9 protein-coding genes are annotated in these 12,868 nt (G+C 73.1%); 6 read left to right on the top strand and 3 right to left on the bottom strand.

Annotated features, from left to right (window positions below):
* Window positions 1-33 precede the first annotated feature (33 nt).
* Both QWY28_RS05590 and QWY28_RS05585 read right to left on the bottom strand, forming a co-directional pair.
* Entirely contained in the window at window positions 34-2,949 is a 2,916-nt protein-coding gene (locus QWY28_RS05590; RefSeq protein WP_300951332.1) for a beta strand repeat-containing protein, read from the bottom strand.
* A 452-nt stretch (window positions 2,950-3,401) separates the two neighbouring features.
* Window positions 3,402-6,011, bottom strand: coding sequence for a beta strand repeat-containing protein (locus QWY28_RS05585; RefSeq protein ID WP_300951331.1), 2,610 nt, complete (start codon window positions 6,009-6,011; stop codon window positions 3,402-3,404).
* 233 nt (window positions 6,012-6,244) lie between these two features.
* Between QWY28_RS05585 and QWY28_RS05580 the strand changes: the two genes are divergently transcribed.
* Window positions 6,245-7,861 carry a hypothetical protein gene (locus QWY28_RS05580; protein ID WP_300951330.1) on the top strand — a complete coding sequence of 539 codons (1,617 nt, stop codon included), beginning with the start codon at window positions 6,245-6,247 and terminating at the stop codon, window positions 7,859-7,861.
* A 114-nt stretch (window positions 7,862-7,975) separates the two neighbouring features.
* Here the strand turns inward: QWY28_RS05580 and QWY28_RS05575 are convergent, their stop codons facing one another.
* Entirely contained in the window at window positions 7,976-8,776 is an 801-nt protein-coding gene (locus QWY28_RS05575; protein ID WP_300951329.1) for a thioesterase family protein, read from the bottom strand.
* On the opposite strand from QWY28_RS05575, the gene QWY28_RS05570 reads away from it, so the two are divergent.
* The 5 genes from QWY28_RS05570 (at window position 8,775) to QWY28_RS05550 (ending at window position 12,866) form a co-directional block, all read left to right on the top strand.
* Window positions 8,775-9,161 (top strand): YidH family protein, encoded by a 387-nt coding sequence (locus QWY28_RS05570; protein ID WP_300951328.1) that lies wholly within the window; start codon window positions 8,775-8,777, stop codon window positions 9,159-9,161. The two genes, QWY28_RS05575 and QWY28_RS05570, sit on opposite strands and share 2 nt — an antisense overlap.
* A 61-nt stretch (window positions 9,162-9,222) precedes the next feature.
* Window positions 9,223-10,284 carry an acetamidase/formamidase family protein gene (locus QWY28_RS05565; protein WP_300951327.1) on the top strand — a complete coding sequence of 354 codons (1,062 nt, stop codon included), beginning with the start codon at window positions 9,223-9,225 and terminating at the stop codon, window positions 10,282-10,284.
* Window positions 10,281-11,879 carry an AtzH-like domain-containing protein gene (locus QWY28_RS05560; RefSeq protein WP_300951326.1) on the top strand — a complete coding sequence of 533 codons (1,599 nt, stop codon included), beginning with the start codon at window positions 10,281-10,283 and terminating at the stop codon, window positions 11,877-11,879. The genes QWY28_RS05565 and QWY28_RS05560 overlap by 4 nt, the downstream gene beginning before the upstream one ends.
* A 178-nt stretch (window positions 11,880-12,057) precedes the next feature.
* Window positions 12,058-12,561 (top strand): 2-oxo-4-hydroxy-4-carboxy-5-ureidoimidazoline decarboxylase, encoded by a 504-nt coding sequence (gene uraD, locus QWY28_RS05555; RefSeq protein WP_300951325.1) that lies wholly within the window; start codon window positions 12,058-12,060, stop codon window positions 12,559-12,561.
* Window positions 12,558-12,866, top strand: a complete 309-nt coding sequence (locus QWY28_RS05550) for a hydroxyisourate hydrolase (protein WP_300951324.1) — start codon at window positions 12,558-12,560, stop codon at window positions 12,864-12,866. The genes uraD and QWY28_RS05550 overlap by 4 nt, the downstream gene beginning before the upstream one ends.
* Window positions 12,867-12,868: the final 2 nt, after the last annotated feature.

Here is a 12,868-nt window from a genome sequence, read left to right as displayed (position 1 = left end):
GGCAGCGACGTCAGGGGCCGGCTGGGGAACGGGTCAGCGCACGCGCTTGACGTTCGTCGTCGCGCCCTTGTGGGCGCTCTGCTTCACGACCTTCGCGACGTACTTCGTGAACTTCTTGCCGTTCTTGTCGGCCACGCGGAAGGTCTTCGCGCCGCTGGCGTTGAGCTTGGCGGTCGTCACCAGCTTCTGCTTGCCGTTGACGACCCTGAACAGCTTGACGGTCGCCCCGGCCGCGACCTTGCGGGTCTTGACCTTGAGCACGTCCCGCTTCGCACCGTTGTCGTTGCCGGTGAGCTTGGCGACGATCGCCTCCGGCTGCTGCGGCTCCGGCGGCGTGACGGCCTCCCGCCAGGTGATCGGCTCGGAGTCGGCGGTCGCCGTCCGGGTCGCCGTCACCGGGTCACCGTCGGCGTCCACGGTGGTGCGCGCGACGTCGAGGGCGGCGGTGAGGGTCTGGACGACCTCGTTCTGCGACGACGCCACGACGTCGGCGTTCGCGTTCGCGAAGTCGGTCAGCGTCCGGTTGAACTCGCCGTCGGTGCGGATGTCCGCCTCCGGCGTGTCGTCGCTGATGGTCGCCTGCTGGTCGCCGACGAGGTTGCCGAACTGGTCGCGCGCGAACAGGTTGAACCGGACGTCCTGACCGATGGTCGCCGGACCCTCGCCGCGGCGGTCGAGCTCGACCTCCTCGACGTTGAGAGCGTTGCGGGAGTCGTAGGTCACCGTGCGGGTCTCGGTGACGCCGCCGGCGGTGACCGTGATGGTCGCGGTGACCCGGCCGTCGTCGTCGAAGCCCTCGTCGCGGCCGATGGTCGCCACGATGCCCGCCTCGTTGCCGGCGTCGCCGGTCGAGACCTGCTCGTCCTTGCCCAGGTCCTGGTACACGCCGAACAGGTCGCCCGCGTCGTCGTTCTCGGCGTCCAGCGCGAGGTCGTCGCGGGTCTCGGCGTTCGGGCTGAGGAAGCCCTTGTCGACCGAGACGGTGACCGGGACGTCGTTGAGCGCCGCGCCCTGCTGACCGCTCTGGGCCTGGCCCCGGACCGTGATGTCCAGGTCGACCGGCTTGCCCGGCGCCGGGTTGCCGTCGAAGAGCGACTGCACCGCGACGTCGATCGAGCCGACCTGCGCCTGCTGAGCGAAGCTCACCGTCGTCTGGGCGGCCGCGTCGGCCGTCGGGGCGTCGCCCGTGCCCTGGAGCCCGGTGGCCACCGCGTTGACGACCGTCGTCTCCGGGGTCGGGGTGACGTTGGGCGCCACCGGCGGGTCGGTCAGCACGACACGGAACTCGCCGTTGGCGTCGGTGGTCGCGGTCGCCGTGCCGCCGGCGACCGTGGTGCCGTTCGGCTGCTGCGCGGTCGGGGCGAACGAGACGTCACCGTTGCCGGTCTCGGTGATCGTCACCGTGCGACCCGCGAGGTTGGCGCCACCGGTGCCGGTGAGCGCGAGCCGGCCGACGACCGTGTAGCTGCCGTTGACCGGGGCGTTGGCGTTCGCGCCCTCGGCGAAGGTGATCTCGGACTCCGCCGCCTGGAAGGTCAGCGGCTGGCCGTTGATCAGACCGGTGCCGCCGACGTTCGGCCGGCGCACCTCGAGGGTGTAGGCGCCCGGCACCTGCGTGCCGCCCGCCGCCGGGTTCGCGAACGGGATGGCCACCTCGCCGTCCTCGTTCGTCGTCGCGGTGGTGCTGGTCCACTCCGTCGACTGGTTGGCGCCGGTCCCCGAGGGGTCGACGGTCCAGCGGTACTGCACGGGCTGGCCCGCCACGCCGTTGCCCTGCTGGTCGTCGACGGAGGCGGTGAAGACCGTGTTCGCCAGCTCGTCGAGGTCGTAGGCAGCGCGGTTCGGCTCCGCCGCGACGCTGACGGTCGTCGGCTGCTGCTGGTAGGCGCCGAGCGTGAAGGACGGCGCCTCGACGTCGGCCTCCTGGTAGCCCGGGCTGCTGTTGGTGTCGGCGTACGCGACGTACGTCCCGGCACCGAGACCGGTGAGCGTGACCTGCCCGTTCGCGTCGGTCTCGCCGACCTTCGGGTTGTCGGTGGCCGGGTTCTGGTCGGTCGTGTTCGTGTCGCGCGTGAACCCGACGTTGGCGCCGGCGACGGGGTTGCCGTTCTGGTCCGTGACGGTCACCGTCGCGGTGGTCGTGCCGCCCTCGGGGATGTTGGTGCGCGCCGGCGTCACCGCGACCGTGCGCACGGTCTGCAGGTAGTACGTCGACGCCTCGGTGTCCTCGTCGGTGCCGGCCGTCGCCGTCAGCGCGGCCTGGTTCGCCTCGGTGCCGGCGGCGAACGGGTAGCCGTTGGCGGGGTAGCGGAGCACGCCGGCGAACCGGGAGACGCCGTCCTGGCCGCGCGTCGACGACAGGCCGGTGACGGTGCCACCGGTGTTGAGCGCGTCGGTGACCGAGATGTCCCCGGTCGGGGCCGAGGTGGTGCCGCGGACGGCCACGTTGCCGTCGCCGTCGATCGGGTCGCGGAAGAAGCCGCGGTTCCCCTCGGTGCCGAGCTCGACGGTCGGCTGTCCGCTGACGACGGTCGCGGACTGCACCACCGCGTTGCCCTCGCCGGTGTTCGGCACGGCGCGCAGCTCGACGGTGTCACCGGTGCGGACGTCCGTGGGCTGGGTCCATTCGGCGACGAAGGCGCCGTCGGCGTTGCGGGTGACCGGGCCGCCGATGTTCTGCCAGGCGCCGGTGGTGCCGCGGCGGTACTGGAACGTGATCGAGGTGATGGAGCTCGGCGCGACCGCCACCAGCGACTCGGTGGTGTTCGTGCCGTCGTTGTCGAAGGACAGGGTCTCGGCGTCACCGTCGCCCGTGAGCAGGGTGAGCCCCTGCACCTGGGTGTCGAGGGGGACGGCGTTCGCGGTGCCCGCCATGAGCGGTACGCCGGTCACTGCCAGGGCCGTGATGGCGGAGCCCGCCAGGCCCTTCTTGATGCCGCTGCTTCGCATGCGTGTTCAACCTCCGTGTCGGTTGACCGGGACGTTCCCGGCCGACTCGAGCGGATCGAGCCCGCCCGGGCGGTGGTCTGGACCAGCGCCCGGCGTTCTTTACCCAAGCTCTTCGGAGGCATTCGCCCGCCCTGGACGCGTGACCGGTCGCACACCGGAACCGCCCCACAGGCCCTGGGCGGCCGCAACGGTCTGGTCCACAGGCCACAAATGCCAAGAACGCCGTGCGTCGCACGGCGTTCTTGTCGGGGTCCGGCGGACCGGTTGCCCTAGGGTGAGACAGGCGGTCCGGACCATTCTCGCGCAGCGGCAAACAGAGAATGGCCCGGACCGCGTCTGTGTGTCCCGACTATCGGTGGGTTGCAGCCCCGGGGGCTGCGGGAGCTGGGCCCCCGGTGGGAGCTCCTCCCCGGGCCCGAAGGCCCGGGGAGTCACCCGTGGTTGGTGCTAGATCAGCGGATGCGAACGGTGTTCGACGTGCCCTCGTTCGAGGTCTCCGTCGGGCGAACGACCGCGAAGTAGCGGCTGTTGCGGTTGCCGTTGTTGTCAACGCGGAGCCACGTCACGAAGCCGCGGTCGTTGAGCGCCTTGGTCTTGACGCGACGCTCCTTGCCCTCCTTGTTGATCTTCCACAGCTCGACGGCCGCACCGGCAGCCGCGTCGACCGGGGTGACGTCCACGCGGACGCGGTCGTAGCCGTCCGAAGCGCGGTTGCTGCCCGAGGCGACGGCGTTGATGTCGACCGGGTCGGTCTCGTCCGGGACGTCCTCCTTGACGTTCACCGTCGCCTCGGCGACGTTGGACGACGCGGAGAGGCCCGGGCCGGTGTCGGTGGTGTCACCGGCGTTGATCCGGTTGGCCTGCGCGCCGAACTGGAACCCGAAGCCGGGCACGCCCTGGACGCGGATGGTGACCGGGCCGACGGCGTCGTCGTCGAGACGAACGTTCAGCTTGATCTGACCCTGAGCGTTGCTGACGGCGTCGGTGTCCTGCAGCTCACCCGGACCCGAGACCTGAACGTTCAGGTTGCCGGCGAAGAAGCCCTGGATCGGGTTGCCGAAGGCGTCCGTGACGACGGCCGTGAAGGTGACCTGCTCGTCGTCGGCCTCGGCCTCGGCCGGACCGCTGACCGAGACGTTGCGCGCCTGCGACTGGTCGTTCTGCGGCGAGACCGTGAACTGCGCGGTCTTGGTGCGGCCGGCCGAGGTGACGGTCAGCGTGACGAGACCGGACTTGGTGCCGATGATGTCGAACGTGTCGGTACCGATGACACCGGTCTCCGTGGCGGAGCCCTGCGCGAGACGGGTCTCGCCGTTCTTCAGGATGAGCGCACCGTTGTCCACCGAGACGGTGACGGGAGCACCGGTCTCGCCGCCGGCGATGGCGACGTCGATGAACTCCGCAGCCGTGTTGGCGTTGGTGTCGGTCAGCGGGATGGTGGTCACGCTGGCCGGGTTGTACGCCGAGCCGCCGGTGTTGGTGTTGTCGAGCGAGATGGTGAAGTCGCGACCGACGCCGTCCGTGGTGTAGCGGATGGTGGCGGTGTCGGTGTCGACGACCGCATTGCTGAACTGGTCCGGGAAGACCTGGAACAGGACCGAGTCCTGGCCGTTCGGAACCGCGTTCACGTCGGTGAACGTGAAGGTGGCCTGCCCGTTGGCGTCGGTGGTCTTGCGCGCCTGCGGCTGGGCGTCGATGTTCGACGGACCGGTGCGGCGAGCGTCGACCTGCGCACCCGCGACCGGGAGACCGAACTGGTCGAGCACCGTGACGGGGATGGTGACGTTGCCGTCGATCGCCGACACGTAGGTGTCCGCAGCCGACTCGACGCTCGTGATCTCGGCGCGGTCGAAGTTGAAGTCCAGGTCGAGGCCCGAGCCGACGACGTCGATCGAGTCGGTGTCCTGGATGGTGCCGGCGTCCGGGGTGATGGTGACGGAGCCGACGCCGTTCGCGTCGAGCACGGTGGAGACCGTGGTGGAGTTCTTGCCGCCGAAGGTGACGCCGTTGCCGGTCACCGTCAGGACGACCGTGCCGCCGGCGTTGGCGGGCGAACGGAAGTCGAGGCGGATCGAGGTCTGGTCGACGCGCACAGAGATGTCGTCGGCCGGAGCGTCGTTGGTGATGTCGCCAGCACCCTGGTCGCCGAAGCCGTTCCAGCTGTCGGCGCCGGTGACGACGTCGAGCTCGTTGGCGTTGGTGAAGGTGGCGCCACCGACGACGTCGAGGGTCGCGGTGTCCGAGCCGTTGTTCGGCGCGTCGTCGGCGATGGCCTCGATCGTGTACAGGCCGGGGGTGCCGGACTGAGCCGTGAACGTCGCCGAGCCGCTGCGGATCTCGTCAGCGGTGATGTCGCCACCGTTGATCGTGACCGCACCCGGAGCGTTCAGCTCGATGTCCTCGGCGCCCGAGAGCTGCGTCAGGCGGCCCGCGTTGTCGCGGATCGTGACGGTGTAAGCGCTGCTCGCGGTGCCCTGGGGAGCGGTCTGGTTCGCCGGGGTGATGTCGACCGAGGCGACCGGGCCGGAGGTCTGGACGGCGACGGGCGCGCGGGCCTCGTCGACCTCGACCGTGCCGTTGCCGTTCGGCTGCGCCGGGCCGTCGGTGTCGGTGTCGGGGCCGCCACCGTCAGTGTCGGTGTCGGGGTTGGCCTCGGCGTCGTCCTCGAAGATCGCGAAGTTCGCCGTGCTGCCAGCGGCCGGCGTGGTCACGCGGACGCGGACGGTGATCTGGTCGAGACCGTCGTTCGGCGTGGTGTCGTTCGCGGTGCCGCTGGTGACGACCGGGCCGGCCGCGACGAGCTGCACGGACTGGTTGGCGTTGTTCGGCGAGTTCGTCAGGTCGGTGCCGATGACCTTCAGGTTGGCCGGGGTGACGTTGCGGACGTTCAGGACGACGAGCGCGCCCTCGGTGCCGCCGTTGCGAGCCGGGCCCACGCTCTGGACCTGGATGACGTCGCCGGTCTCGGCGGACGCCGGGGAAGCGAGCGCCGGGATACCGGCGACCGCGAGCGCGGAGATCGCGGAAACCGCGAGACCCCGCTTGATGCCGCTGCTGTTCATGCGTGTGTTTCCTTCCGGAATGATTAAAGGTGGCGAGCGAGCTCGCCGGCAGGGAACCACCGATAGGGCCCCTGTGGCCCAGGACACGGATTCCCGAGCCGAGGTGAACACTAGGGATCCGGCTTAGACCACCCGGAACTTGTTGCAGGTCGTCTTTACTTCTGCAATAAATAGGCCCGACGACGTGAACCGGGTCATGGAGTCGCCTCGACGCACCTGCCCGGAAGGAACCGATGACCAGCACCGGCGAGAGCTCGGGGGCGGCCCGCCGGCGCGGTCGACCGCAGAAGCTGCCCGTCGACAACACGCCGGTGACCGAGCTGGGTGTAGGCGTGGACCAGCGGGTCGCGTGGTTGCTGAGCACGAACCGGCTGCTCGGGCCCGACCCCGATCTGGCGCGGCGCGAGGGGTTCCTGCGCGTGCTCAAGGAGCAGGGCGTCCAGGTGGACAACACCCGCGTGTCCCGGTGGGAGTCGGGGCTGCAGGCCGTGCCGGGGCGGGTGGTGGCGACGTACGAACGGGTCCTCGGGCTGCCCGAGGGGTCGTTGGTGTCGGTGTCGGCGGGCCTGCGGCGCTCCTTCGGCAGCGGCCCGGCGCCGCGGGAGACCTCGCTGCGCGACGAGGACCTGACGACCGGGTCGTTCGAGGGGATGCTCGACGCCGCCGAGCGCGGGGACGCCGGCGGGGCGCTGTGGCTGCGGCTGGCCGAGCAGCTGCACCGCTTCGACCGCGTCTTCCTGCGCAAGGAGGAGTGGACGAAGCTGTGCGGCCGGCTCGTCGAGGAGCTGGGGGTCGCGGTCGGCCCGGCGTACGTACGGCGCTACGAGGCCGCCGCGACGATGCTGCGCCACCGCGCGGCGCAGCGCCCCATGCTCCGCGCGATCGGCAGCTTCGTGGTGCACCCCGACACCCAGGTGGTGGCGCCGGTGCTGAACCTGCTGACCGAGCTGCCCGACGCGCCGGCCGGCGACCTCGTGCTGCGGCTGCTCGGCAGCGACGACGGCAACCTGCGCCGCGCGGCGGCGTCCGTCGCGGCGTACAAGATCGCCCGCGGGCACCTCCTGCCCGACGCCCTCCCCCAGCTGGAGAGCGCCGTGGTCGGTGCGCTGCGGCGGCCGGACCCGCTGGACGGGCGGCTGGACTTCTTCGACCTCGCCGTGCACCTGCCGCAGCCGTCCTGGGAGCAGGTGAGCGGAGGGCTGCGGACGCGGCGGGCGTTCGGGATGGTGACCCAGGCGCGGGCGACCGCCGAGCTGGTCCCCCACGCCCAGACCGTCGCGATCGTCGCGGAGCTCGCGGCCACCGCGCAGGCGCAGACCCCGACGCAGCACTCCCGCGAGCCCGACCCGATGCTCCGGCGGCTGCTGCGCGAGGCGCTGCTGCACGTGCACAAGCCGCGCCGCCACCACGCGGCGCTGGTGATCGCGGCCAGCCCCTATGCGCCGGCCGTGGCGGAGCAGTGCCTGCGCCTGACCGGCCACCCCAACGACCTGCTGTCGGCGCGGGCGTGGACGGTGCTGATGCGCATCGGGCACGGCGGCCGCGAGGACAAGGTCATCCGGCGCACCCGCAGCGAGGAGCGGCCGACCATCCGGTCGCGAGCCCTGGTCAACCTCGGCATGGCGCGCGGCGACCTGCCGGACGAGGACGCGACGCTGCTCGCCGACGCCGCGGTCACCCAGCAGCGGCCCGCCGAGCGGCACGCCACCCTGTTCGCGCTCGGGATGCAGGGGGCCACCGAGATCAAGGCGCTCGCCGAGCACGACCACGACGACGTACGCCGCGCGGCCTCCTGGTGGCGCGAGCGCGGGCCGGCCATCCACGACGCCGACGTGGTCAGCGTGCCGTAGCGGCGCGATCCGGGGGGTCTTCAGCGACCGTGTGGTCGCTGCACACACGTCAGGACGCGTGTGGAGCGACAGCAGGGTCGCTGGACATCGGGCGCGGCGACCGGTGGCGGGGGGTCAGCGGGGCTGGCGGGCGAGCTGGCGGGACTGGGCGACGAGGCGGCCGGTGGAGTCCCAGACCTCGCAGTCCTCCTCGAACATCCCGCCGGCCATGTTGCGGGTCGCGTGCCGCACCTTGAGCCAGCCCGGGGCGGGGACGGCGCGGACGTGGGCGGTGAGCTCGAGGGTCGGCGCCCACCCGGGCATGCCGAGGTCGAAGGTGACCGGCGGGAGCGCGTCGACGGCCAGCAGCAGCGAGACGGGGTCGGGCTCGCGGCCGTCGGCCAGCTTGAACCAGGCCGAGATCACCCCGGTGCGACCCGGCTCGCCGACCGCCCAGCCGACGTGGTCGGGGTGGAAGCGCATGTCGAAGCGCTGCATCAGGGGCGCGACGCGGCGCACCTCCTCCGGCGCCAGCGACGACGGCACGCACTCCTCGACCGGCGGGAGGTGCGGCTCCTCGGCGGTGGTGCGGACGTCGTCGCCCAGCCTCGTGAGGTCGCCGTACGTCGCCAGCGCGGTGATCCGCGTCTGGTCGCCCTGCCGGAGGTCGGCGGCGACGGTGGCCATCGAGCCTCCGTCGCGCCGGACGTCCAGGGCCACCTCGGCCGGGCCGGCGACCGAGGCCGAGAGGTAGTACGCGCTGACCGACAGCGGGTGCGGCTTGGTCGGCAGGTGCTCGCTGATCGCGCGGCCGATGATCGCCAGCAGGTACCCGCCGTTGATGCCGCCGCCGACGTGCCAACCCTCCGAGAGGTCCGCTGCGTAGGTGTCCGCGCCGGTAGGCGTGACGGCGGTCTGGGCGTCGTACTCGTGCATGCCCCGGACCGTACCGACCGGCGGCTGCGCGATGATGCGCGGCATGGGTGCCTACGACGAGGGCGGCGAGCCGGACCCGCGCTACACGCTCGCCAACGAGCGCACGTTCCTCGCCTGGGTCCGCACCGCGCTGGCGGTCATGGCCGGCGCGGTCGCGCTGCACTCCCTCGAGGTGCCCGAGCCGGCGTGGCTGCGACAGACGATGGTGGTCGTGCTGGTGCTGCTCGGCGGCGGCACGACGGCACTGGCCTACCGGCGGTGGTCGCTCGTGGAGCGGGCGATGCGGACCGGTCGGCCGCTGCCGCGGTTCGGGCTGGGCGCGGTGATGACCGGCGCGGTGCTGGTGGCGGCGGTGCTGCTCGCGGTGACGCTGGCGCTCGGCTGAGGTCGGCGGGAGCACCGCTGACGAGACACGCCTGAAACAAGCGTTCCCTACGGTCCGGCGGGTGATCCTGCAGCCCGGCACCGGACCGATCCGCTCCGCGACGTACCTGCCCGCCTCACCGGAGACGGTGCTGTGGGGACGGCTGCCGTGCGCGGCCGACGAGCCGGCGCTGCGGGTGGCGGTCGGCACGGAGGTCACCTTCGACACCGTGAGCCACGAGGGGATCCTCGAGGACCAGGGCCGCGACCCGGAGCGGTTCTTCGGCGACCGCGGCGTGACCGACGTGCTCAAGGACGCGGTCGCGATCGCGGCGAGCGACCTGCCGCGCACGTTCGGCGTCGACGGGCCGCACGTGGTGAACCGGCCGGTGCTGGTCGAGGGCGCGGAGCCGGGCGACCTGCTGGCGATGACCCTGGTCGAGACGCTGCCGCGGGTGCCGTACGGCGTGATCTCCAACCGGCACGGGCGGGGCGCGCTCGTCGGGGAGTACCCGCTCGAGGCCGCCGCCTGCTACTCCGCCTTCGCCACCGTCACCGACGACGGCACGCACGGCCGGCTGCCGCTGCGGCCGGGCGAGGAGCCGGCGGTGTCGTTCCCGCTGGCGCCGTTCCTGGGGATCATGGGCGTCGCCGTGGCCGGTGACCAGCGGCCGCACTCGGTGCCGCCGGGGCCGCACGGCGGCAACCTGGACATCAACCTGCTGACCGTCGGATCCACCCTCTACCTGCCGGTGCAGGTGGCCGGGGCGCTGGCCTACGTCGGCGACCCGCACTTCGCCCAGGGCGACGGGGAGGTCTCGTTGACCGCCATGGAGGCCTCGCTGCGGGCGACGGTGCGCCTCGACGTGGTGCCGCGGGAGGAGGCGGTACGCCGCTTCGGCGAGCTGGCCGGGCCGCTGGCCGAGACGACCGAGCACCTCCTGCCGACCGGTCTCGACGAGGACCTCGACGTGGCCGTGCAGGACTGCGTGCGCGCCGCGATCGCGCTGCTCGCGGCGGCGTACGGCATGGACCGGTCCCTGGCCTACGCCTACCTCAGCGCCGCCACCGACTTCCGGATCTCCCAGGTCGTCGACGTCGTCAAGGGCGTGCACGCCCGGATCAGGAAGAGTGACTTCGCATGAGCACCTCCCCCACGCCCGTCCCGCGGCCCGCCCCCGGGCCGAGCGGCGCGTCGAAGCCCGTGCCCGCCGGTCTCGTGGAGGCGTTCTGGGCCTACGAGCGCGCGCTGATGTCCGACGACCTCGACGCGCTCGACCGGCTCTTCGCGCCCGGCCCGACCACGTTGCGCGGCGACGCGGCCGGCCTGCTCGTGGGTCACGACGCGATCAGCGCGTTCCGTGGCCGGCGCGGGGGCGCGCCGCGGCGGCGGATCGTGCAGACCCACGTGCAGACCGTCGACGACGACCACGCGCTGGTGGTGGCGGTGACCGAGCTGGAGCGGGGCGGCCGCGGCCTGCAGACCCAGCTGTGGGCACGGCTGGCCGACGGCTGGCAGGTCACCGCCGCGCACGTCGCGGTCCCGCCGCCGGCGCTCGACACGCGGGTGTGGCGCGTGGTCGGCGAGCCGCTCGTCCACGGCGCCGGCACCGGGCCGCTGGCCGGGGAGTCGGTGGCCGTCAAGGACCTGTACGCCGTCGCCGGGCACCGCACCGGCGCCGGCAACCCCGCGTGGCTCGACGCGGCGCCGACCGCCCGGGACCACGCCCACGCCGTCGCGCGGCTGCTCGCCGCGGGTGCCGACGTGCGCGGCATCGCGCGGACCGACGAGCTCGCCTGGTCGCTCGCCGGCACCAACGCCCACACCGGCGCGCCGCCCAACCCGCGGGCGCCGTACCGCGTCCCGGGCGGCTCGTCCTCCGGCTCGGCCTCGGCCGTCTCGCTCGGCCACGCGACCATCGGCCTCGGGACCGACACCGGCGGCTCGATCCGCGTGCCCGCGGCGTACCAGGGCCTCTTCGGCATCCGCACCACCCACGGCGCCGTCGCGGTCGACGGGCTGCTGCCGCTCGCGCCGTCGTTCGACACCGTCGGCTGGCTGACCCGGTCCGCGGCGCTCCTCGCGGCCGTCGGCGACGTCCTGCTGCCGGAGCCGCCGGCGTCCTCGGCCGGCGGCTCCGAGGAGGTCGTGGTCGTGCCCGCGCTGCTCGACCTCGCCTCGCCCGAGGTGTCCGCGGCCGTCCGCGGCCTCGCCCCGGACACCTCCGAGGAGCGCTGGCCGCTCGAGGACCTGCCGGCGTGGCTCGACGCGTTCCGGACCGTCCAGGCCTGGGAGGCCTGGCAGTCGTGGGGCGCATGGCTCGAGGGGCGGCTGCACGTGCTCGGCCCGGACGTGCGCGGGCGGTTCGAGCAGGCCCGGACGCTGACGGACGCGGAGGCCGGCGCGGCCCGCGCCGTCGTCGACGAGGCACGGACGACGGTCCGGGCGCTGGTCGGCGGGCGGGTCCTGCTGCTCCCCTCCGCCTCCTCGGTCGCCCCGCGCCTCGACGAGGACTTGGAGCCGGTCCGCGCCTCGACGCTGCTGCTCACCTGCCTGGCCGGGCTCGGCGGGCTGCCCGCGGTCTCGGTGCCGGTCACGACGTCCCCGGCGGCCGGCGGGCTGCCCGCCGGCGCCTGCCTGCTCGCCGCGCCCGGCCGGGACCGGGACCTGCTGCGGCTCGCCGGGGTGCTCGGCGGCGAGGGGTCGGCGCGCTCCGAGGGGACACGATCGTTCAATTGAACGACTGTGGCGGGTTCTCGGCCCGGAACCCCGACACAACCGCGCAATTGAACGATCGTGTGCGCCCTCGGGACCACATCGAAACGCAGCGGCGGCGACCGTAACGCCGCTGAAACGGCGGTTTCGATCCGCCGACACGCGGGCTGCCTAGTTTCAGCCGCTCCAGGGAGGAGCGGACGTGCGGATCGAGCAGTTCAACGCGATGGGGCAGGACGAGGCGGCAGCGACCGTCCGGCCCTGCGCCGACATCGCGGCGTGGGTCGACGCGGTCGTCGCGGACCGGCCCTACGCCGACGTCGACGCGCTGGTGGCGCACGGCGAGGCGCTGGCCGCGACGTGGACCGGCGCGGAGGTCGAGCAGGCGCTGGCCGACCACCCGCGGATCGGCGAGCGGCACGCAGGTGACGGCGCCAGTGCGGCGATGTCGGCCAGCGAGCAGTCGGGCGTCGCGAGCGGCACCGGCGGCGACGCGGACGTCCGACAGCGGATCGCCGCGGGCAACGCGGCGTACGAGCAGCGCTTCGGCCGCGTCTTCCTCGTCCGCGCCGCCGGGCGCAGCGCGGAGGAGATCCTCGAGCAGCTCGACCGGCGCCTGGACCACGACCCGACCACCGAGCTCGAGGTCACCCGTGGCCAGCTCGCCGAGATCGCCGCGCTGCGGCTGAGGGGGCTCTTCGCATGACGACCCTGTCGACCCACGTGCTCGACGCCGCGGCGGGCTCGCCCCGCGCGGACCTGGAGGTGGTCCTCGAGGTGGTGCCGGCCGGCGGTGGGGCCGCCGAGCTCGAGCGGGTGCGCACCGACGCCGACGGCCGGGCGCGCTTCGCGACCGCGGTCGAGGGCGGCCACCACGCACTGACGTTCGCGACCGGCACCGCGTTCCACCCGGTCGTGCGGGTCGACGTCACCGTCGACCCCGCAGAGCCGCACCACCACGTCGCGCTGCTGCTGAGCCCGTTCGCCTACACCACGTACAAGGGGAGCTGAGC

The sequence above is a fragment of the Nocardioides oceani genome (assembly GCF_030412965.1).
GTDB classification, from domain to species: Bacteria; Actinomycetota; Actinomycetes; order Propionibacteriales; family Nocardioidaceae; genus Nocardioides; species Nocardioides oceani.
This window is presented reverse-complemented; position numbering and strand designations above follow the sequence as displayed.